The organism is Lysinibacillus sp. NPDC056232, assembly GCF_042267565.1.
Lineage (GTDB): Bacteria > Bacillota > Bacilli > Bacillales_A > Planococcaceae > Lysinibacillus.
Genome location: NZ_JBHJTF010000006.1, coordinates 37,364 through 57,586, shown reverse-complemented (window position 1 = coordinate 57,586; position 20,223 = coordinate 37,364). Strand labels below are relative to the sequence as shown.

Annotated in this window: 23 protein-coding genes, 1 pseudogene and 2 other annotated features; of the genes and pseudogenes, 4 read left to right on the top strand and 20 right to left on the bottom strand. The window is 38.2% G+C overall.

Features of this window, described 5'->3' with window-relative positions; translation table 11 throughout:
• Positions 1 to 15 precede the first annotated feature (15 nt).
• The 9 genes from ACFCYJ_RS06690 to hmpA all read right to left on the bottom strand — a co-directional run bounded on the left by ACFCYJ_RS06690 (position 16) and on the right by hmpA (position 5,115).
• Positions 16 to 153 carry a hypothetical protein gene (locus tag ACFCYJ_RS06690; RefSeq protein ID WP_376072355.1) on the bottom strand — a complete coding sequence of 46 codons (138 nt, stop codon included), beginning with the start codon at positions 151 to 153 and terminating at the stop codon, positions 16 to 18.
• A gap of 59 nt (positions 154 to 212) precedes the next feature.
• Positions 213 to 608 (bottom strand): DsrE/DsrF/DrsH-like family protein, encoded by a 396-nt coding sequence (locus ACFCYJ_RS06685; protein ID WP_079562216.1) that lies wholly within the window; start codon positions 606 to 608, stop codon positions 213 to 215.
• 12 nt (positions 609 to 620) lie between these two features.
• Positions 621 to 1,175, bottom strand: coding sequence for a sulfurtransferase TusA family protein (locus tag ACFCYJ_RS06680; protein ID WP_376072351.1), 555 nt, complete (start codon positions 1,173 to 1,175; stop codon positions 621 to 623).
• A 77-nt stretch (positions 1,176 to 1,252) separates the two neighbouring features.
• Complete coding sequence (locus ACFCYJ_RS06675; RefSeq protein WP_376072348.1) at positions 1,253 to 1,549, bottom strand: rhodanese-like domain-containing protein; 297 nt, start codon at positions 1,547 to 1,549, stop codon at positions 1,253 to 1,255.
• 12 nt (positions 1,550 to 1,561) lie between these two features.
• The gene (locus tag ACFCYJ_RS06670) at positions 1,562 to 1,903 is read right to left on the bottom strand and encodes a rhodanese-like domain-containing protein (RefSeq protein WP_376072346.1); all 342 of its coding nucleotides are present in this window, start codon (positions 1,901 to 1,903) and stop codon (positions 1,562 to 1,564) included.
• A 44-nt stretch (positions 1,904 to 1,947) separates the two neighbouring features.
• Complete coding sequence (locus ACFCYJ_RS06665) at positions 1,948 to 2,208, bottom strand: metal-sensitive transcriptional regulator (protein WP_249074807.1); 261 nt, start codon at positions 2,206 to 2,208, stop codon at positions 1,948 to 1,950.
• Between the two features lie 253 nt (positions 2,209 to 2,461).
• A complete protein-coding gene (locus tag ACFCYJ_RS06660; protein ID WP_049663225.1) occupies positions 2,462 to 2,686 on the bottom strand; it encodes a sulfurtransferase TusA family protein in 225 nt (74 codons plus the stop codon).
• Between the two features lie 16 nt (positions 2,687 to 2,702).
• Positions 2,703 to 3,764 (bottom strand): YeeE/YedE thiosulfate transporter family protein, encoded by a 1,062-nt coding sequence (locus ACFCYJ_RS06655; RefSeq protein WP_376072342.1) that lies wholly within the window; start codon positions 3,762 to 3,764, stop codon positions 2,703 to 2,705.
• Positions 3,765 to 3,948: 184 nt separating this feature from the next.
• The gene (gene hmpA, locus ACFCYJ_RS06650) at positions 3,949 to 5,115 is read right to left on the bottom strand and encodes an NO-inducible flavohemoprotein (RefSeq protein WP_376072339.1); all 1,167 of its coding nucleotides are present in this window, start codon (positions 5,113 to 5,115) and stop codon (positions 3,949 to 3,951) included.
• Positions 5,116 to 5,305: 190 nt separating this feature from the next.
• On the opposite strand from hmpA, the gene ACFCYJ_RS06645 reads away from it, so the two are divergent.
• The gene (locus ACFCYJ_RS06645) at positions 5,306 to 5,743 is read left to right on the top strand and encodes an Rrf2 family transcriptional regulator (protein ID WP_376072336.1); all 438 of its coding nucleotides are present in this window, start codon (positions 5,306 to 5,308) and stop codon (positions 5,741 to 5,743) included.
• 51 nt (positions 5,744 to 5,794) lie between these two features.
• On the opposite strand, the gene ACFCYJ_RS06640 is transcribed toward ACFCYJ_RS06645, so the two are convergent.
• The 5 genes from ACFCYJ_RS06640 to ACFCYJ_RS06620 all read right to left on the bottom strand — a co-directional run bounded on the left by ACFCYJ_RS06640 (position 5,795) and on the right by ACFCYJ_RS06620 (position 9,268).
• Positions 5,795 to 6,775, bottom strand: coding sequence for a GNAT family N-acetyltransferase (locus ACFCYJ_RS06640; protein WP_376072334.1), 981 nt, complete (start codon positions 6,773 to 6,775; stop codon positions 5,795 to 5,797).
• A 212-nt stretch (positions 6,776 to 6,987) separates the two neighbouring features.
• Positions 6,988 to 7,365 (bottom strand): VOC family protein, encoded by a 378-nt coding sequence (locus tag ACFCYJ_RS06635; protein ID WP_376072331.1) that lies wholly within the window; start codon positions 7,363 to 7,365, stop codon positions 6,988 to 6,990.
• The gene (locus ACFCYJ_RS06630; protein WP_376072328.1) at positions 7,362 to 7,799 is read right to left on the bottom strand and encodes a DUF1801 domain-containing protein; all 438 of its coding nucleotides are present in this window, start codon (positions 7,797 to 7,799) and stop codon (positions 7,362 to 7,364) included. The genes ACFCYJ_RS06635 and ACFCYJ_RS06630 overlap by 4 nt, the downstream gene beginning before the upstream one ends.
• Before the next feature lie 188 nt (positions 7,800 to 7,987).
• On the bottom strand, positions 7,988 to 8,644 hold the full coding sequence (locus ACFCYJ_RS06625; RefSeq protein ID WP_376072326.1) for a YdeI/OmpD-associated family protein: 657 nt from the start codon (positions 8,642 to 8,644) through the stop codon (positions 7,988 to 7,990).
• 129 nt (positions 8,645 to 8,773) lie between these two features.
• The gene (locus ACFCYJ_RS06620; protein WP_376072323.1) at positions 8,774 to 9,268 is read right to left on the bottom strand and encodes a DUF1648 domain-containing protein; all 495 of its coding nucleotides are present in this window, start codon (positions 9,266 to 9,268) and stop codon (positions 8,774 to 8,776) included.
• 311 nt (positions 9,269 to 9,579) lie between these two features.
• On the opposite strand from ACFCYJ_RS06620, the gene ACFCYJ_RS06615 reads away from it, so the two are divergent.
• A complete protein-coding gene (locus tag ACFCYJ_RS06615; protein ID WP_376072320.1) occupies positions 9,580 to 11,274 on the top strand; it encodes a methyl-accepting chemotaxis protein in 1,695 nt (564 codons plus the stop codon).
• Here ACFCYJ_RS06615 and ACFCYJ_RS06610 read toward each other — a convergent pair.
• Positions 11,261 to 11,512 (bottom strand): hypothetical protein, encoded by a 252-nt coding sequence (locus ACFCYJ_RS06610; RefSeq protein WP_376072318.1) that lies wholly within the window; start codon positions 11,510 to 11,512, stop codon positions 11,261 to 11,263. The genes ACFCYJ_RS06615 and ACFCYJ_RS06610 overlap by 14 nt on opposite strands.
• Positions 11,513 to 11,732: 220 nt before the next feature.
• Here ACFCYJ_RS06610 and ACFCYJ_RS06605 point away from each other — a divergent pair, with 220 nt between their 5' ends.
• A complete protein-coding gene (locus tag ACFCYJ_RS06605) occupies positions 11,733 to 11,951 on the top strand; it encodes a hypothetical protein (protein ID WP_376072315.1) in 219 nt (72 codons plus the stop codon).
• Positions 11,952 to 12,072: 121 nt separating this feature from the next.
• Here the strand turns inward: ACFCYJ_RS06605 and ACFCYJ_RS06600 are convergent, their stop codons facing one another.
• Positions 12,073 to 12,840 (bottom strand): HAD-IIB family hydrolase, encoded by a 768-nt coding sequence (locus ACFCYJ_RS06600; protein ID WP_376072312.1) that lies wholly within the window; start codon positions 12,838 to 12,840, stop codon positions 12,073 to 12,075.
• A 369-nt stretch (positions 12,841 to 13,209) separates the two neighbouring features.
• Positions 13,210 to 13,447, top strand: a binding site (T-box leader).
• 124 nt (positions 13,448 to 13,571) lie between these two features.
• Here ACFCYJ_RS06600 and ACFCYJ_RS06595 point away from each other — a divergent pair.
• Positions 13,572 to 15,143 (top strand): 2-isopropylmalate synthase, encoded by a 1,572-nt coding sequence (locus tag ACFCYJ_RS06595; protein WP_376072309.1) that lies wholly within the window; start codon positions 13,572 to 13,574, stop codon positions 15,141 to 15,143.
• A gap of 48 nt (positions 15,144 to 15,191) precedes the next feature.
• Here the strand turns inward: ACFCYJ_RS06595 and metG are convergent, their stop codons facing one another.
• From metG to rsgA, 4 genes and pseudogenes are all read right to left on the bottom strand, one after another.
• Entirely contained in the window at positions 15,192 to 16,826 is a 1,635-nt protein-coding gene (metG, locus tag ACFCYJ_RS06590) for a methionine--tRNA ligase (protein WP_376072306.1), read from the bottom strand.
• Between the two features lie 271 nt (positions 16,827 to 17,097).
• Positions 17,098 to 17,364 (bottom strand) — a binding site (T-box leader).
• Positions 17,365 to 17,485: 121 nt separating this feature from the next.
• Positions 17,486 to 18,133, bottom strand: a complete 648-nt coding sequence (locus ACFCYJ_RS06585; protein WP_376072303.1) for an NIF family HAD-type phosphatase — start codon at positions 18,131 to 18,133, stop codon at positions 17,486 to 17,488.
• 55 nt (positions 18,134 to 18,188) lie between these two features.
• Positions 18,189 to 18,584: pseudogene (gene fosB / locus ACFCYJ_RS06580) on the bottom strand (metallothiol transferase FosB); the annotation flags it as partial.
• 246 nt (positions 18,585 to 18,830) lie between these two features.
• Complete coding sequence (gene rsgA, locus ACFCYJ_RS06575) at positions 18,831 to 19,898, bottom strand: ribosome small subunit-dependent GTPase A (RefSeq protein WP_376072300.1); 1,068 nt, start codon at positions 19,896 to 19,898, stop codon at positions 18,831 to 18,833.
• Positions 19,899 to 20,223: the final 325 nt, after the last annotated feature.

Here is a 20,223-nt window from a genome sequence, read left to right as displayed (position 1 = left end):
CCAACACGAAGTTGGTCACTCAGTCGTTGCCACAGGACGTGGCGTTCTTAGACTGAGTTCCTCTATTTCAGCAAGTGTTTTTTGTAGCGAAAGCGAAGCGTCAGCTACAGATGTTTGTACACCCGCTGAAAAACAACTTAAAACCGCATTCATCTCACCACCTATAGAGGTGGGAGACTTCTGCTGAAATAAGTTAAAATCATTTATGTTAATTAGAATGTTAATGACGGTGCTGCATCCTTCGCAAACTCTAAGAACGTCACAGCTCCTCCAACCTCGATACCTTCAATAAAATCATCTGTCGTTAAACCCATTACATCCATAGTCATTTGACACGCGATCAACTTCACACCTAATTCCTGTGCCATTTCCACTAATTGCGGAATTGCTGGTACATTAGCTTTAGCAAACCCTTCTGCAAAATGCTCCGCTCCCGCAGGCATAGGTAATGCATGCATCCCTTGTTTGTGAATTAAATTTAACCCTTCGAATGTAAAGAAGATCGCTACTTCTTTCTCTGTAGCCGCCGCTGCCGTTGCAATATTGAACACCTTATACGCATCGAAAAGACCACCGTTACTTGCAATTATCGCTACTTTATTTGACATAATAAATTCCCCCTAAATATTTTTTGTTAAATCTCCTGTCCAGGATGTCATTCCTGGAAGAACGTTAAATACCTTTGTAAAGCCATGTGCCACAAGCTTTTGGGCAGCTAAATCACTACGCTTCCCAGTTCGACAAACGACATAAATCTCTTGCTCTTTATCAAGTTCAGAAAGGCGTCCGTCTAGCTCACCCATCGGAATAGACTTTGCTCCCTCTATGTGGCCAAAAGCAAACTCTGCCTCCTCACGAACATCGAGAATAAGACCTTCTCTTTCCATTGCCTCTTTTAACTCCATTGTATGTTCAAATGTTTGCTCTTCCATCGTGTCGTCCGAGCATTTACGAATGTAATGTTTAAGCACACTTTCTTCTTCCACTGTCCCAATATATTGATGACCCACAGATTCAGCCCATGCAGCAATATCCGCCTTCGAACCTTTATCCGTTGCTGATACTTCTAAAATTTGACCATCTACTAAATCAGCCATCGCCTTTTTCGTTTTAACAATTGGCATAGGACAAGAAAGCCCCTTGGCATCCAGCTGAAAATCTGCCTTAATACTCATAACATCCTCCCTCATACCTACATAGGTATTATTTTTATTAAAAAAATATAGCAAGCGCTATAGGTTCACTGCATCTGCTACTTTACTTCACCATTCCAAGCAAGCATGCCACCAACCATATTGGATACATCGAAGCCTTGGCTTTCTAAAAACTGAGTAGCACTACCACTACGACCACCTGATCGACAGACCATAACATATGGTTCATTTTTATTTAGCTCATGCATACGAAATTCAAGTAAGCCAAGTGGGATATGAATAATGCCTGGAATGTGTCCTGACTCCACTTCATCTACTTCACGTACGTCGATTAAATTTATTGCCTGACCTTGCTCTAAAGCCTGTTGTACTTCCATTGTTGAAATTTCCTTCACGCTATTCTCCTCCTAATACGCGCTCATGCCTCCACGGACATTTGTCACACGCTCAAATCCTTGTTTCTTCAGTTGTTTACATGCCTGACTACTGCGCATGCCACTTTGGCAAATGACAACGATTTCTTTGTCCTTCGGTATTTTGTCAAAGCTAGAACCGAGCGGAATATTTTTGAACTGCGGGATATTTCGCCCCTTATATTCAGCTGGTGTTCGCACATCGATAAAAACTTTATCCTTATCATGTAAAATATTTTTCAATTGTACCGCAGAAATTGACTGTACCCCTTTCGTTGGCTTCATTCGCCAAACGAAAAATGCTATAACAACAGCAAGTATAATCCATGTTCCCATGTAACATTCGCCTCCTCACACATACTATTTAGGGTATATAAAATTTATCTACTTTTCACGACTAAATCCATTGCTTCTTGAATCGCAGTATTCACTTTTTCCGCATCCCCTTCAGCAGTCGTTACACATTCCAATAAATTTTCACTAACGATTACTCCAATAGTTCGATCAACCGCAGAACGCACGGCAGATAGCTGTGTAATCACATCTTTACAGTTCTTTTCTTCTTCCATCATGCGTAAAACACCACGCAATTGACCTTCTATTCGCTTCACTCGATTAGCTGTTTTTGTACCGTAAGCCATACTATCATGCCTCCTTTCAAAACGATCGATTGAACTTGCTTACGTGATTCATAATATACCCCATTAGGTATAATGTCAACATGAAAGCTCGAATTTTTCTTACTCATCGTTACAATGTCATTTCCCGCTTGTATCAACGTTTTATCCGTCCCTTTCAGGTTGTTACCCTTATTTTCTTATCTTTCAGTTACAAAAAAAGCGGGAAATCCGACGATTCTATCATCGAATTTCCCGCTTAAATAGCCATGAAGGCTTATTTCTTTTTAATAGTTATTGTCCAGGCAGCTTCGCCAACTTGTTCATACTCTGTTACCTCGTGCCCTTCTTCAGCAGCCCAACGAGGAATAGATTCTGTACCTTGTGTACAATCAAATTGCACTTCTAATTCATCGCCTGAGTTTAAGTCTTTTATAGCTTCTTTTGCTTCCACTAATGGAAATGGACAAACCATTCCCATGACTTCTAATGTTCTTTTCATATGAAAACACTCCTTTTTACGCTGTTATTACGTGCGCAGCTTGCTTAGCTTTTTTACTTGGTCGAACGAATACAAAGTAAGATGCTGTCCATGTACCTAAAATCATAAACCCTAATGAAATCCAACCTTGCCAAGTCATCATCGCTGTCATCACCAATCCATTACCAATTGAGCAACCCCCTGCTAAACCTGCGCCGAACCCCATCATAAGTCCACCACATAAGCTGTTAATCGCTGTTTTTGTATCTGGAATACGGAATCTAAATTCACCACTCATTTTTGCCGCGAATAATGATCCTAAGAAAATTCCCAATACTAGAAAAACACCCCAGTTGATGAAGCTAATTTCTCCTGTCACCAAAAATTGCAAAATATTAGCAGAAGGTGTTGTAACGCCTAATCCGCCTATGCGACCAGTAGCTACACTTAACGGCCATGCTAAAGTTGCAATCACACCAATAATTGTTGCAGTTATAAATGGATGCCAACGTTTTTCAAACAAAATATGTGCTAATCCCGTTTTTTTCGGCTTTAACCCTGGGATTTTTAATCGTGGCTTCTTTAGCTCACGGTAAACAATCAATGCAACAACCACTACAAAAATCGTTATAATCAACCAGTTGTTTACGCCAATTGTCTCGGCAATAGAATTACTTTTAATGCTCGTTTCTTTAATAGCCGTATCCAACGGCAACAATACGCCTGATTTCATCATTGCTGCTACAAGCATATAACCAGCTAATGCAATCCAACTGCCAATTAGACCTTCTCCCGCCCGATACCAAGTACCTGTTGCACAACCACCAGCGAAAATAATGCCAATCCCAAAAATAAATGAACCAACAATAACAGCTACGATTGGTAAAGAACCAGCACTGAATTCAAATACCTTTAAACTAATCAAGGTATATACACCAACACTTTGGATTGCTATTGCAATAAGTAATGCATAAAACATACGGTTATCTTTTGTTAAATACATATCGCGAAATCCGCCAGTTAAGCAAAAACGACCACGTTGCATAACAAATCCAAGTAAAGCTCCGCAAATTAGTCCTGTAATAACCATTTGACCCATCCATCATTCCCCTTCCAATACCTTAGTATTCTTATAGGGTATATTACCACTTGTTTTACTATGAATTCAATTACTTTTTTAACTATTTTAAATCTAATGACTTTTTTTCATATCTACGCACACAAAAACCCCTTGCTACAAGTGCAGAAAACTGCTTTTTTATAACAAGGGGTCAGATAGTTATTTATTTTGCTAACTGCATTGCTGGACCAAAGAATTCATAATGAATTTTTTCGTCTTTCACGCCAATCTCATGTAAATTTTTAATGACCGCTTCCATAAAGCCAACTGGTCCACATACGTAAACATCTGCATTGTTGGCTACTTTTTCAGCTAAAAATTCTTTTGTGATTTTCTTATCTTCATCTGAATATAACGCTGTGTATGTTGCATTTGGAAGCACATTTACTTTCTCTTTAATATCATCGCTAAATGCTACAACTTTTTCATTGCGTGCACATTGGATAAAGCTCACTTCATTTGTCGCATCATCTTTTAGTGATTGTAGCATACTGTTTAATGGCGTTACACCGATACCACCACTTATAAATGTAATTGGAGCAGCAGTTTCTTCTAAGACAAATAGTCCTGCTGGAACACTTACATCTACTAAATCTCCTACTTCTAATACGTCGTGAATAAAGTTAGATACTTTACCATTTGGCGTATGATCGCTTTCACGTTTTACAGAAATACGATAGCCATCTTCTGTACTTGCTTGCGAAAGTGTATATTGACGGTTCATTAAATATTCTTCGCCTGGTACTTTCACACGGATACTGATATATTGACCTGGCTCATAAGCTGGTAGAGGGGAACCATCTTCATTTTCAAAGTAGATAGATGTAACAAGTTCACTTTCTACTACTTTTTTCGCCACTTTCAATGGTTTAAATAAGCGCCATCCGCCATTACCTTCTGCTTTTTGATATAGCTCTTCTTCTACTTGAATGAAAATATCTGCAATTAGGCCATATGCTTCAGCCCAAGCATTAATAATATCATCTGTTGCTGCATCACCAAGCACTTCTTTAATCGCTTTTAATAAGTATTCTCCTACTATTGGATAGTGCTCAGGTAAAATACCTAGACTACGGTGTTTATGGGCAATTAACATCACCGCTGGTAAAATAGCTTCTAAATTTTCTATATGAACCGCAGCAGCATAAACTGTGTTTGCTAATGCCGTTTGCTGACGACCTTTTTCTTGATTTGTATGGTTAAAAATATTTAATAATTCTGGATGAGCTTGAAACATATTTTTATAAAACGTTTTAGTAATTTCCACTCCATGAACTTCTAATACAGGAACTGTTGCTTTAATAATTTGTACTGTTTCTTGTTTTAACATATCGCTTACCACCCTTTCGTGATTACAATATAACGCTATCAATCCCTTAAAGCAATATACAAAATACATCTTTAACAAAATGGACATAATTAATGTATTTTAAATACATCTTTAAAAAAGTATTGAATTTATTATACTTCAATGTAAAAATGCTATAATTATTTTGAACTATAGAAAGTAGGGTGTTCTTATGCGCTTAACTTTATACACAGATTATTCTCTTCGAACACTCATATATTTGGGTGCAAAGGAAGAAGGCCAATTATCAACTATCCAAGAAATTTCTGATGCTTATAATATATCGAAAAACCATTTAATGAAGGTGACACACCAACTTGGATTATTGGGCTATATTGAAACGATTCGAGGACGAGGTGGAGGAATTCGCCTAGCGATTGATCCAAAGACCCTTACAATTGGTGAAATCGTGCGTCATACAGAAGAGGATTTTCATCTTGTCGAATGCTTTGACAAAGAAAATAATCTATGCAAAATCGCACCAGAGTGTCAGCTAAAAGGCGTATTATACGAAGCACTACAAGCCTATTTGGCCGTCCTAGATCGCTATACTCTAGATGACTTTTTACATTCGAAAGAAAAGTTGTTGGCACTGTTGTTTGGCGAATAAAAATACCCGCACAACTCAAGTTGGACGGGTATTTTTTATGTTTATATTATTTTACAATGCCTTTGAAAAGAAAATCATATCGAGTGCACGAATACCATTTTCATAGATCGGCTCTGGGTAATTACTGAAAAAGTCTTTCTCAATTGCTTCCATACGAAAACCTGCTTTTTGATAGAATGCAATATTATCAATACTAGAATTTGCAGTTCCAACTATTATCGTTTTATATCCCTGAGATTGGCAAACTGTTGTTATTTGTCGCAGCGCTTCCTTCCCAAGTCCTTTTCCTTGATACTTCGGTACGATCGCAATATTTTTTAACTCTACTGTTGCATCAGACTGTGCAAGAAGTAAAGCAACACCCGCTAACTGCTCGCCACATTTAATCTCATATAATTCACCATCATTTAAATATTCTCGAACAGCGACTTCACTTTCATCAGCTAATAATAATTGTGGTAAATAGTCTTCCCGCACACCTTCCACTTTCTTTAAGGCTGTACGATATCGAACAAAATCTTCGCGCTCAAAAACATTTAAAACACATGGCTGCTTTTCTTTGACCTCTAGCCATGAATGCTCCTGCGGAAAATCCTTCTCAACTCCTAGTCGAATAAAAGACAACTTTTCCTGTGCCTTTTGTGAGCGAATATTGACCATTCTAGCTCCTGCAAAAACACGCTCTAGCCCTAACTCAAAGAATGCAATATCCAAAATTGCAACCTTCGATTGAAGATTATAGCCTTTTCCCCAAAATTCATAGCCAAGCCATGAACCAATATGACAGCTCTTTTTATTGTGATCAATAAACATTAACGCCGTCACACCAATTAGTTGTCCTTCCTCATCCAAGACAACACGAGGAACTGTTTTTCCAGCTTCTTCATCCACACATTCACGTTTAATAAAGTTTATCGTATCTTCCACTTTGCCAGCAGGTAACCCTAGTGCATCTCGAACCTGTGGCATGGAAGACAGCGCATGCATTGCTTCAGCATATTTTATAGCGTGTCTTACTAAAGTTACTGCCATATGCTATTCTCCTTTTAACATGATTAAGCCTTATTGCATCGGATTTTTATCGTCCTCTAGTTGCATAAGAGCTTATTCTGTCTATTTTTCATGTCTATGGCTCATCATCATAACGTGAGGTTGATTTCCGTTCCGACTTATACACATTGTATACGTTTTTTTAAAATCATCCCTAACTTTTGGCGATTAGGCATATTCATTTATTCCTAAATTTAATTATATGTTAGTTGCCAGGATACACCGAAGCGATCCTGAATCCAGGCAAATTTCTTTGAGAACCCATAATTATCAAGTGGCATTAACGCCTGTCCACCCTCTAAAATTTGAGCAACTAGACTGTCGATTCCTTCTATAGACTCACATTCCACAAAAATAGAAGTTGACGGTGTAAATGTAAAGTTATGCTGTATAACACTATCATTCACCATCATTTTCAGACCCTTTAAATGAAGAACAGCCATCGCAACTTGTTGTGAGTTTTCCATATACGTTAAGCTTTCTACCTGCAACTCTGAAAACCACTGTTGATATTGCTGAATAGCTTCATTGGCTTGTCCCTGAAACATTAAAAACGTAGTGGCACTTTTCATTTATTTAACTCCCCTTCATATTTTGTAATCCATTGTGTTGGTGTCATTTTCGAAACAAGCTCTCCAATTAGTTCATATGGAATATTTTTAGTGTTTGTAAAACGAATACAGCTTTTCCCCATATTAAGCTTTGTCGGTACTCGTTTCGCATATTCCTCCTGGAACCACGAGAGTAACGCTTGATCTGCATAAATGCCCATATGATAAACCGCAATATGACGTTTTTGTGCAGCAAGGCTTATAAAGGGTAAAGGAGTATTCGGTGTAACATGGTAGCCCTTCGGATAAGTAGATAACGGGACAACATAGCTTATCATGTCATAATACATACTTTCTTCAAAACCCTCTGGTAAATTGCTTTCTACCACATCTACAAGTTTGGCAAAACCCTCCTGCCATTTTTCATCTACTTGCTCAATATAAGTGTTTTTCATACTCTCTCCCCTTTTCAACATAGTATTATTGCTAGGTGTATATCTTTATAGAAGACTCATTCCATAACGTAGAATTGATTTCCGTTTTTAATCGCTCTGCTGCGTAATGAATGCTAGGCTAATCATAGGATTGCCAATTACCATGAATATTGCATCACTAAAAGGAATCAATAAAGTCCCTTTGTTATTTATGCTTTACCTTCCGCCATTGCTTTTCGGTATAATTCCTTTGTTTTGTAGCCCAGTCTGATAATTTCACGCATTTCCTCTAAACGCGCCACCTGCGTCTCATCCTTTTTCGCACTATAGATATAACGGGCCCAGTCCTTTTGATAACCCGGTGTTAATCCATCATAAAATGTTAAATCATCCGTATTTTCTGCAAGTGCATCACGCAATTGAGGAATCATACCCTCATAGTCACCTACGCACTGACTACTCGCCGTCTTCTTCTTGCCACGGCCCTTGCCATCTCTTTTTATGCTTACTATTGAAAATGTCTCATCTAACGACATAAGACTCGCAAATTTATAATCACTGCCAACAATGTATTTTTCCTCGTCTACTTGAATAGCTGGGAAGATTTCATCGCGATGGATAAACTGTTCATACTTCTTATTCCCCTTTTTCGGATAAACAAAAAATAAATAGCCCTGTTCCACGAGAGTGTTTAACTTTAATGCATCTTGTAATAATTTGACCATTTCATCAATCGTAAACACAAAAGCAATGATTCGATCATGAGGTGCACTCCCTGATTGGGATATTCCCTCCAGTATCATATCCTGTGGTTGATTATGAATGGCAATGGACAGTCCATCCTTCAGTTTAAACTTCTTTTGCATAGCTTTGGCACCTCTTCTAATTATCAATACAATTTTCTCTTAGTTTTGATAGTATAGCTGATTTAAAGAAAAATTCGTACAAAAAAACGCTCGAATTTTCTCGAGCGTTTAGTTTTATATTGAAATAAGCTACTTTATTTTGGTAGTCGCTACTATTCCTTTAATAATCGGAATGGCTGTTCCAATTAGCACTATCGGTAGGAACCACCAGCCAATATTCTCTACCTCACCAATTGCAATACGGACCATTTGGAATGATATAGCTGCAAATAAAATGAGACAAAGGTTTTTTATTTCATTTAATATTTTTCGGCTATTTAAATAAAATGCCTCTACATTACTTTCATTTAAGCGTGCTGGGTAATTATGCGTATGCGGAACCCTTTCAAGGAACCCTAGAAAAATCCATAGAAATATTCCGATTAACGGAAGGATGAATAATTCTATTTTGGAACCCCAGCGATTAACTTCTCCTGCACCATTAAAGTGAGCCGGAATCTCCTCGGGCAATTTGCCCCACATGACAAAAATATAAAAGATGGACAGTACAAATAATCCACCACCGATATAGTCCCAAATCTTTTCATATGTTGTTTTTGACAATTTCAAAACAGGTCTATACATCTTCCCACATCCTTGCTTACTCCTTTACTATTTCTACGTAACTACAGTTCATTTAGTTTCAAATTTATGCAAATTGTCTTAATTGTTTGTGATATACACATAACTATCCGCTTTCACTGATAGTAAAACAGCACTTTATTCTACCTTTTTTATCATTTTATCTACAACTTACGTCCATATTATTCCTATTCAATATAGTAAAAATTCTCATAATACTTTGTAAAATTCATATAATCTGATATAAATGGTATATACATATTTCATTTTTTTGTAACATTTCTACTAAATTACTGAGAAAGGAAACAACAACTATGCGATTTACTATCTATAAGAAGTTAACACTCGGTTTTTTTATTGTTATTTTAGTATTAGTTGGCACCATCGGATTAAATATTAAACAGCTTAATTCAGTAAACATGACATATCGCGTGTTGCTTGAAGAACAAACAACAAAATCTATTAGTATACAAGAGCTCCGCGCAATTGCTAAACAAGAAATTGTAAGTATGAGAGGCTATCTATTACTTGGGGATAAACAAAATTCTCAAAGTAATACAGCATCCCGTGAAGAATTTAAAAAGAAATATGATGAATTAATGGCATCGTTCGATTCTCAAAAATCGATTGAATTATTAGAGGCAATCAATAAAAGCGAGCAAGATGCCCAACAGTTCGCAGATCGAATGTTTTCATTAAAGGCAGCTGGAGAAACAGAACAATATGAAAAGCTTGATAGCACACAAGGCCGCCTAATTATTAAACAGTTCGATGAACGTGTGGCTAACCTTGCTAACTATCAAGATGAATATATAAAAGGGCAAATCGCTGCTACATCAAAAGAAATACAATCCATTAAATTCCAAATGATTATTCTTGGCGTTTTTGCCGTCGTCATTAGTCTGATAATTGCTATGGTCATGGGAAGCCTTATTTCCCGCCCTATCAAAGGTATGGCAAAGACTGCGAAAAAGATTGCTGGGGGCGATTTAACAGCTGAGCAAATTCATATTAAGAATCGTGATGAAGTTGGTGATTTAGCACTTGCCTTTAATCAAATGGCGGTAAATTTAAAGGATCTTATTACAAATGTACGTCATAACACCGTGCAAGTAAGTGGTTCTGCTGCTGAATTAACCGCAAGCGCTGAACAAACTATTCAAGCGACAGAACAAATTACTTCTTCTATACAAGAAGTAGCAAGTGGCTCCGAAGCTCAAGGTAAAAATGCTACTGAAAGCTCGGTAGCTATGAAAACTATGACAAAAGGTATCCAACAATTGGCTGTAACTACAGCTGCCGTTTCAGAGCTTGCTATAGAGACAAATACGGAAGCGAATAAAGGAAATGAATCCCTTCACCGTGTTATTACGCAGATGAACACAATTAATTCAGCAGTCTTAGAATCTGCTAGTGTTGTAAAAAATTTAGAAAACCATTCTGTTGAAATTGGAAATATTATTAGTCTTATTACAGATATTGCAGAGCAAACAAATTTACTAGCATTGAATGCTGCAATTGAGGCAGCACGCGCAGGAGATCATGGTCGTGGCTTTGCAGTAGTTGCGGATGAAGTAAAAAAATTAGCGGAGCAATCCAAGCGATCTGCTGAACAAATCGCTACTTTGATTTCAGAAATCCAACAGAATACAAATCGTGCCGTAACTGTCATGGATACTGGTACACAAGAGGTTCAAGTGGGTATGCAAGTTGTAAAAGTAGCGGAGGAAGGCTTCTCAAAAATCGTTGAACTGATCGAACAAGTATCCAAACAAATTCAAGAGGCAACAACAGTTTCTGAAGAAATGTCATCGAGTGCTGAGCAAATTTACGCATCCTTCGATGAAATTGCAACAATCGCACAGATGTCTTCTTCAAATCTACAAAATGTAGCTTCTGCTTCTGAGGAACAACTAGCGACTATTGAAGAAGTGGCCGCTTCTGCTGCCGCACTATCAAACATGGCCGAGGAATTACAAACACAGGTTTCACGTTTTAAAGTGGATTAAGGAATTTGGTAAAGTTTCTATAATAGCTAATTATCATAACGTAGGGTTGATTTCCGTTCCGACTAGGCGCTTTGTTGTTGCTGTCGCTTCGCTTTCGCACAGAGCAAAGCTTCTTGGGGGCGTCCGATGAGCCGCTTCGCTTCGCTGCAGGGTCTCGGGCCAACACGATGTTGGTCACGAAGGCGTTATCACAGGATGTGATGGTTTTAGCCTTCGTTCCTCTATCGCTGATCCCCAAGGAGTCGCCTAGCCTTCACTCCAATCAACTTGAATACATTGCATGCATTTTAACAATATTATGCCTCGAAGCACCACGACTATAGTTAAACGTATGAGCTGTTTTCAAAGTATCTACCTGGTAAAATACAGAAAACCATTGATTCTACGAGTGCAAAGTCAGCTCATAAAACAAATATATTTATCCTTTTCTTTTTAAAAACCAAAATAATAAAGTTAAAATGAAAAGAACAAATGGGGTTAGTCCAATATATTTAAAAGCATTTACTGCTCCTAAAAAATATAATGCTATAGGCAAAAATGAAATTGTACTAATCAGCATAAAAACCCAAGACTTTTTAAAAATACCTACTATTAATGTGACACAAGAAATGAAAAACGAGAGCTGCCAAAGGAACAAAATTGTGTTAGGATCTACCATATTACCTTCTCCTTTTTAACATCTTCCTATATGAGAACGGACTCTGATTATCCCTAGATGGTATCTATCGATGACATTCATTGTATGTGTACTGGAGTCTTCGATCTATGAAGGATTCTCAATACAAGTAGCACAGGAATCTAATCAGTTAAAGCCTCTTCTTTGTACTTTTCATTTAGCACACTTAACATCTTAATTATTGCCGTCTCCTCACTTGATACTTGTAAAGACGCAATCTCACGTACTTTATGTTCACCTACACAAACGCTTTCTTTCGCCTTTGCAAACATGGACGCATCATTCGCATCATTACCAAACACGACAAATTCACCTTCAGCGATACCTAGCTTCGTCAGGCCACTCCATTTATCTATGCCGTTCGGGCTCATATCTACAATATTTTCGGATGTATGTTCATATAACAAGATTGGTAGTTTTTTTAGCTCACCTACTATTTCTTTGCGTTGCTCTCCAGGAAATAATACAACTTTCACTATAGCTTTCAAATCCTGCAATGACACGTTTTTCGCAAGCTTTAGCGGATCTAAATTTTGATAAATTGGATGTGCCTCACTTCCTGTATATGCATAATCCCAATCACCGTCTATTAAATACGGCAATCGAAATGCTGTAATAATATTTTGAATCTCTTCTACAATTATTGCTTCAAATGCTGTTACTTCAATAATTTCTCCGTTCCGTGCAACAAATGCACCATTTCCCCCAACCATTGAAAACTCTCGCATTGTTTCAGGTAATACTGGTAGTAAATCACGAATCGGACGAGCTGATGCAAAAATGATTTCATGCCCGTTTTCGATGCAAGCTTCTAGAGCATTAGTAATTCCCTCACTTAATGGTTGACCCTTAAAGCAAATTGTACCGTCCAAATCAAATACAAATTTCATTGTCACGCCCTCTTTCTAAACTGTTAATTACCCCTTTATTATTACATAAATACTTACATTTATTGCGAAAAATAATGATTATCGCCAACACGTGGTTGATTTCCGTTCCGACTGGGCGCTTTCCCAGGGGCATCCGACGAGCCCCAAGGAGTCGCCCAACCTCCACTCCAATCAGCCTATATACATGGCATACATTTTAACAAATGCCATCACAAAATTTCGGAGATGACCCAAAAAAGAGAGTTTTTTATTGTTATCAAATGTTTGCTTTCATAATAAATCGCCCCCTGATAAGACTGAAAAGAAATAATTTTTAGAATATTGTTGACATACGGACGATATCCAAGTATGATTGCTTTCAACAACACATTGTAGGCCAAGATTGGAAATAGTAGAAATGCAAGTGTACTTGTAGAGAGTCGGTGGTTGGTGCAAACCGATAGGCACACATTTTGAACTCGTCCATGAGCCACTCCCTGAACTTTAAGTAAGGGACGTCGGTTTCCTCCGTTAACGGGATAGACAGTGATGGCTGTCGATAAGGGGACTTTTTCTGTCATGAGAAAGTCAATTAGAGTGGTACCGCGAGCATAAACTCGTCTCTATATTTTTATATAGAGGCGGGTTTTTTTGTTTTTATTTTATTGGCCTAGGTGTGGATTTCGTCTCTATTGTGCAAGGCTGAGACATTATCAATATAATGACAACTACTACAAAAGGAGTGTTTGAAAATGGGAAGAAAAATTTGGGTGTTTGATACAACTTTACGTGATGGCGAGCAAGTGCCAGGTGCAAAACTGAATTTATACGAAAAAGTAGAGATTGCTCAGCAACTCAAAAAATTAGGCGTCGATATTATCGAAGCTGGTTTCCCTGCTTCATCACAAGGAGATTTTGATGCAGTTAAAGCTGTCGCACAAAAAGTTGGTCATACAAGTGACATTATGATTACTGCTTTAGCACGGGCTGTACAGGCAGATATTGATGCTGTTTATAACGCTGTAAAATACGCTGAAAATCCTATGATTCATATGGTGCTTGGTACTTCTGATATTCATGTTGAAAAAAAATTCAGTAAATCCAAGGATCAAATTCTACAGATTGGCGTAGATGCAGTAAAATATGCGAAAACTCTTCTACCACAAGTCCAATATTCAACAGAAGACGCATCTCGTTCTGATTTTGAGTATCTTTGGAAAACCATTGAGGCTGTGATGAAGGCTGGCGCAACAATGATTAATGTACCTGACACAGTCGGCTTTGCAGAGCCAGAAGAGTTTGGAGCGATGATTTACAAACTAAATGAGCGTATGAAAAACTTAGACGATAGCGTTCTGTTAAGTGTTCATTGCCATAACGATCTTGGTATGGCAACTGCTAACACGCTTGCTGCGATTAAAAACGGCGCAGATAAAGTAGAATGTACAATTAACGGCATTGGCGAACGCGCAGGAAATGCGGCATTAGAAGAGGTCGTCATGGCGTTAAAAACACGTAGCTCTGTATACAATGCTGAGACACGTATCAACACAAGAGAAATTATGAATACGTCTCGTCTTGTTTCAAGCTTTATGGGCTTAGACGTACAAGTAAACAAAGCCATTACTGGGGATAATGCTTTTGCCCATTCATCTGGTATTCATCAAGACGGTCTTCTTAAATCTCGTGATGCCTATGAAATTGTCCATCCAGAAGATGTAGGTCTAGACGATATGGAGTTAGTCCTAACAGCTCGCTCTGGGCGTCACGCGGTGAAAAATGCCCTTGAAAAACTGGGCTTTTCAAATCTTTCAGCGGAGGAATTCGAAGGAATATTCGAAGGTTTCTTGAAGTTAGCAGATGCAAAGAAAGAAGTTTACGATCACGATTTATATGTTATTGTTGAAAGCTATTATGAAAAACATGACGCAAACAATGCCAATGCCACTCATTACAGTGATCAGTTCTTCGACTTCGATGATCTACAAGTCGTCAGCAACGCAAGCTTCCCTTCAGCAAGTGTCAAAGTACGTAAAGGTGGCGAGATATTTAAAGCAAGTGCGGTTGGCTCAGGTCCAATAGATGCCCTATATTCAGCCATCGCAGAAATTACAAACATTGATGTGAAACTTGTAGAATATAATATCAATAGTGTTTCTCGTGGAAAAGAAGCGCTTGGTAAAGTAAAAATAACAATCGAGCATGAGGGTGAAAAATATATCGCAAAAGCTGCGGATACAGATATTTTAAAAGCGAGTGCGCTAGCTTATATTAACGCGATCAATAGTATCGTTGTTGCTAAGTTAACGCCTGTTATGAATTAAATAGCTAAAAGCAGTATGACACTATTGAGTCATACTGCTTTATTTTTCCTATCGACTACCCTCTACTAACTTTCGATATTCCTCTTCAATCAATTCAATATCAAGACGTTCAAACAGTGGTGTCACTTCAATAATGCTTGCTGGTAATTCCACTTGCTCACGCCATATCACTTCATTGATTCCCAACATTCCCCTTACCTTCTCAGCTGAAAACGGTAAAAATGGATGTAACAGTTGTCCAAGATTAGCAATAATATACACACACGTTGCTAATGTACGATTACCAGCTTCTACATTCTCTTTCACCTGTAGCCACGGCTGCTGCTCATCAAAATAGCGATTCGCCGCACGAATGTATTCAAAAATAGCTTCTAAAGCTTGTTTAAAATGACCCGCTTCTATATGATTCCCAACATTATTAAACAGCTGAATTGTGTGTGTTCGAATGGTATTATCTACTTCGGCATGAGGCACTTTACTACTAAACGATTTCTCTAAAAACTTCAATGTACGATTAACAAAATTACCGTAAGCGCCAAGTAATTCGCCATTATGGCTATAAATAAATTCTCGCCAAGAGAAATCCGTATCACGATTTTCTGGCGCATTCATTGTTAAAAAATAACGAATGGAATCTGCATCGTATCGACTTAAAATATAAGGCACCCATACCGCCCAGTTTTGACTCGTCGATAATTTTCGTTTTTCTAATGTTAAATATTCGTTTGATACAATATGTGTAGGTAATGCCTTTGCTCCAATTCCCATAAGTATGGCTGGCCATATAACTGTATGGAACGGAATATTATCCTTACCATGCACATAATACGAAATCGTTTCTTCATTCCACAAATCTTCAATCGCTATTTGATGCTGTTTTGCCCATTCAATACTAGCTGTTAAGTAACCTGCTACTGCTTCAATCCACACATATATTTTTTTGCCTTCAAAACCTGGTACGGGCACATCTATTCCATTTGGCAAATCCCTTGTTACAGCACGGTCCGGGACCCCTTCTGCCAAATAACGTTCTGTTAAACCTAAAGCATTGTCTCGCCAGCGTTTTTCCGCCTTTGCCTCCGCTAAATAAGTCTCCAACCTCCCTTGAAACTGACTAAAAGCAAAATAAAAATGCTCTGTCTCCCTGATAATTGGCTCATTCCCACAAATTTTACAGCGTTTATCGATTAAATCGAGCGGGTCTAAAATTGTTGAGCAATTATCACATTGATCACCACGCGCCTTCGCACCACAGTTTGGACAAATCCCCTCTACAAATCGGTCCGGCAAAAACTGCTTGTCCGTTTCACAATAGGCTTGTTCAATTTTCTTTTTGTATAAAAAATTGTTCGCTAATAGCTGTAAAAAAATTGTTTGTACAGATTCATGATGGTGCTGCGCATCTGTTCTCGTATACAAATCATAGGTAAATCCTAAATCATTGAAGCATCTTGAAAACTCTTCGTGATAATGATTAGCAATTGCTTCCGTTGTTGTGTTTTCCTGTGCAGCCCGAATAGAGATCGGTGTGCCATTACAGTCACTTCCCGAAACATACAATACCTTCTCGCCCTTTTGTCGGTAATATCTAGCCAAAATATCACCTGGTAATAATGCGGCAACATGCCCTAAATGCAAAGAACCATTTGCATATGGCCACGCCCCTCCAATAACAATTGTCATCCTAAGTTGCTCCCCTCGAAAAATTGTAAAAAGTTTAAGGTGTGTTGATTAACCATTTTTATCTATTCTAATTAATTAGAAGACACCGATTTCCGCTACGGGCTACTCGCTTTCCTGCGGGAGTCGAGTAGCCCTCACTACAATCAGCTAAAATGGGCAAATAATAACAAAATATCAACAAAAAAATCTTTTTATCGGCCAATAATAAACCTATATTCCCCTAATCAACACACCTAAAAAAGTGTATAAAAAAACGCCCTAATCAAAAATTGATTAGGACGAGTATACCCGTGTTACCACCTATATTTACAAATAGCTCACACTATTTGCCTCCATCAGTGCGTCTCATTTCAAATTTCAATGAGAGATACTGCCGCCGTTGTAACGAGTGCCCATCTCGTCGTAATCTACTCGCAAACTTGCTTTCGGTACGAAGCTCAAAGGTCATTTTCAAAAGGGGGCATTTACCTCATTTCCACCAACAGAGGCTCTCTATATAATGCATATCCAATTTACTTTTCCTTATCAATGCTTTTACTATAGATTTCCACCATTCTACTCTTTCTGCTGTTGAATTGCAATGCATGTCGAAAATCCTTCATAGTTCTCGATAAAACAAAAAAGTTGGGTGATAAATCAGAATATGTTGTCGATAAAATTTATCCTAGCTTTAAATCAAGTAATTCTTTTAAATCATCAATAACAATGTCCGCTTTTTGTAATTCTGTTTCCTGCGCAAAGTCGAATCGTACACCAACAGAGAGTAGCTGATTGTCATGAGCTGCCTGAATATCAGAAGAACGATCACCTACAACTGTTCCACGTTCAATGGCATTTTCCTTGACTACCTTTTTCACTAAATCAGATTTATGACCGCTCGAAATGGACTGAATACTATATGTACCTTTGATATAACGCTGTAATTGATAGGTTTCTACTATTGCTTGTAAATACTCGGTTTGTCCATTGCTGGCAATGAATAAATCATAGTTTTCTGCCAAACTAGCAAGTGTTTGCTCTGCATGTGGATACAATGCGCCCCGGCGACTCCGTATTTCTTCAATAAGTTTAACATGGAATAATGCATTGCTTTCTTCACGTGTCTCTAGCGCGTGCATAGGACATAACGTTTCCCAGACAACAGGTAATGGAACCCCCATAATTTCGCGGTATTTCTCTATTGGTGTTTCACCCAGCCACAAGCTCTTTTTACGTAGCACATCGAACGTCGCCGATAGTGCTGGCTCTAATATTAGATTTGTTTGAAATAAAGTACCATCCATATCAAAAATAATAGCCTTTTTCACAAAATCACCCCTTCTACTATTATCAACGTTTCCATTAGAAGGAGTGTTGCAACCATTAATCATCAAAAAACTCCATATGCGTTTTTTCCTTCTTATAGTAATCCAATCGATCCTGTAAAGTCCCTGTACGAAATTCGAATTTATGACCGTCTGGATCTGTAAAATAAATCGATTTTTTATCTCTCACATCGCTTTTTCTGCCTTCCAGAATATTGACATTATATTGGACTAGTTTTTCATACACTTTATCAAAATCGTTCTCCTGGATAGAAAACGCTATATGTGTATAGGATTGATGGATTTCATTGCGTGGAATATCCTGTTCTACATTCAGGGTAAGCCACAGCCCATTTACATCAAAATAGGCTGTACTTTTCCCCTTCACTAGTAATTTTGCGTCAAAAACCTTTTCATAGAATGCAATGGATGCTTCTAGATTTGAAACTGAAAATAATCAATTTCGCCTTGGCGTAATTGCGTCCGGAGGCTTTATCTTCATTCAGTGGGGGTTTAGACACAATAAAAAAGTAGCCACATCCACATTCATCTCACTTCTTCAGAGAGAAGCATTCTACTGAATGAAGATAAATGATTTATGTTTTGGATTGTCATGCGTGTGCCCTCAACTTTGAAACCGCTGATAAAAGTGTGATTCTCGCAGATAACCGTTCATCCTCATATCAAGTTTCGTTTAATTTTATTTTTTACCTTTCTTCCCCTTCGCAATTTGCTTTGATTTGCGTTGTTCATTTAGCTTCGCCTGTGCATTTGCTTTTCGTTCGATAAAAGCAAGCTCTCTTTGCAATTTAAAGTAGCTTTGGAGACGTGATTGTTCAAGCACACCATCTGTAATGGCTTGCTGTACAGCACAATGTGGTTCCTTCTTATGTGTACAATCCCTGTAACGACAGGCAGCAGAAAGTTCCTCAATATCCTGAAAACTAGAGGATAAGCTATCACTCTGATCCCATAATTGTAACTCCCGCATTCCAGGCGTATCAATTAAACAGCCGTCACCTGGCAATAGAACTAGCTCACGATGTGTTGTTGTATGGCGCCCCTTCGCATCATCTTCACGAATACCCGACACTTTCATAAAATCTTCACCACTAAGAGCGTTTGTCAATGAGGACTTTCCAGCGCCAGAAGAGCCGAGCAATGCTCCTGTCACGCCTTCCGTAAATAATGTACGAATATTCTCTAAGCCTTCACCTGATAGAGCACTAGTCACAAAAATATCCACACCGAACGCTACAGATTCAACCTCACGTATCATACTAGAAATATCTTCACAGAGATCAGCCTTCGTCAATACAACAATCGGCTTTGCACCTGAATCCCACGCAGCTACTAAATAGCGTTCTAAACGACGAATATTAAAGTCAGCATTTAAGCTCATAACGAGAAGCACGATATCAACGTTTGATGCTACAATCTGCTCTTTTACTTCCCCCCCAGCGGCCTTGCGGGAAAAGACTGATTTTCGTGTAAACAATTTATGAATAATGGCCTTTTCCTCACCAGGCATTTTCTCAACTAGCACCCAATCCCCAACTGCTGGGAAATCCTCACGGGCTAATGATGTATACGCGTAATGTCCAGCAATCGTTGCCAGCCACTCTCCTTCTTCAGCCAGTACACGATAGGAATGCTTATGCTCTAAAGTAACCCTAGCAGGCACACAATTCGCCAGCTTAGCCTCCTGTTTAAATCCAGTCATTTGCTCTTCAAAATATGTTGAAAATCCTAAAGTTGTTAAATTCAATTTGTTTTCCTCCTAAATGTGCATATCATTTGTAATCAATTGATAAAAAATAAAAAACCTTGTCTCTGCGCAATTCGGCAGTTACAAGGTTCACAGGCACATTTAAAAGAATATACAAATCACCACATGTGATCGAAATACAATGCGTGGTCAATTTATATAATTTAGGCGTGTGAAATTGAACAAACCGAATTGCTGTTCGTTAAAAGCGGCTCTATTCATCATGTCACATCACCTACTTCCGATTTTGTTATTTTCAATATAACGGAATCTTCCGAAATTGTCAATTATAACTTACAAGCATGTATCCCCTCCCACCCTGCAT

Excerpts from the sequence above, each read along its gene's own strand:
- ACFCYJ_RS06615 (WP_376072320.1), top strand. The coding sequence starts at position 9,580 with ATGCGATTTACTATCTATAAGAAGTTAACACTCGGTTTTTTTATTGTT.
- metG (WP_376072306.1), bottom strand. The coding sequence starts at position 16,826 with ATGACAATTGTTATTGGAGGGGCGTGGCCATATGCAAATGGTTCTTTG.
- ACFCYJ_RS06605 (WP_376072315.1), top strand. The coding sequence starts at position 11,733 with ATGAAAAGAACAAATGGGGTTAGTCCAATATATTTAAAAGCATTTACT.
- ACFCYJ_RS06625 (WP_376072326.1), bottom strand. The coding sequence starts at position 8,644 with ATGCAAAAGAAGTTTAAACTGAAGGATGGACTGTCCATTGCCATTCAT.
- ACFCYJ_RS06595 (WP_376072309.1), top strand. The coding sequence starts at position 13,572 with ATGGGAAGAAAAATTTGGGTGTTTGATACAACTTTACGTGATGGCGAG.
- ACFCYJ_RS06680 (WP_376072351.1), bottom strand. The coding sequence starts at position 1,175 with ATGAGTATTAAGGCAGATTTTCAGCTGGATGCCAAGGGGCTTTCTTGT.
- ACFCYJ_RS06655 (WP_376072342.1), bottom strand. The coding sequence starts at position 3,764 with ATGGGTCAAATGGTTATTACAGGACTAATTTGCGGAGCTTTACTTGGA.
- ACFCYJ_RS06620 (WP_376072323.1), bottom strand. The coding sequence starts at position 9,268 with ATGTATAGACCTGTTTTGAAATTGTCAAAAACAACATATGAAAAGATT.
- ACFCYJ_RS06665 (WP_249074807.1), bottom strand. The coding sequence starts at position 2,208 with ATGGCTTACGGTACAAAAACAGCTAATCGAGTGAAGCGAATAGAAGGT.
- ACFCYJ_RS06685 (WP_079562216.1), bottom strand. The coding sequence starts at position 608 with ATGTCAAATAAAGTAGCGATAATTGCAAGTAACGGTGGTCTTTTCGAT.
- hmpA (WP_376072339.1), bottom strand. The coding sequence starts at position 5,115 with ATGTTAAAACAAGAAACAGTACAAATTATTAAAGCAACAGTTCCTGTA.
- ACFCYJ_RS06635 (WP_376072331.1), bottom strand. The coding sequence starts at position 7,365 with ATGAAAAGTGCCACTACGTTTTTAATGTTTCAGGGACAAGCCAATGAA.
- ACFCYJ_RS06690 (WP_376072355.1), bottom strand. The coding sequence starts at position 153 with ATGAATGCGGTTTTAAGTTGTTTTTCAGCGGGTGTACAAACATCTGTA.
- ACFCYJ_RS06660 (WP_049663225.1), bottom strand. The coding sequence starts at position 2,686 with ATGAAAAGAACATTAGAAGTCATGGGAATGGTTTGTCCATTTCCATTA.
- ACFCYJ_RS06630 (WP_376072328.1), bottom strand. The coding sequence starts at position 7,799 with ATGAAAAACACTTATATTGAGCAAGTAGATGAAAAATGGCAGGAGGGT.
- ACFCYJ_RS06670 (WP_376072346.1), bottom strand. The coding sequence starts at position 1,903 with ATGGGAACATGGATTATACTTGCTGTTGTTATAGCATTTTTCGTTTGG.
- ACFCYJ_RS06600 (WP_376072312.1), bottom strand. The coding sequence starts at position 12,840 with ATGAAATTTGTATTTGATTTGGACGGTACAATTTGCTTTAAGGGTCAA.
- ACFCYJ_RS06645 (WP_376072336.1), top strand. The coding sequence starts at position 5,306 with ATGCGCTTAACTTTATACACAGATTATTCTCTTCGAACACTCATATAT.
- ACFCYJ_RS06640 (WP_376072334.1), bottom strand. The coding sequence starts at position 6,775 with ATGGCAGTAACTTTAGTAAGACACGCTATAAAATATGCTGAAGCAATG.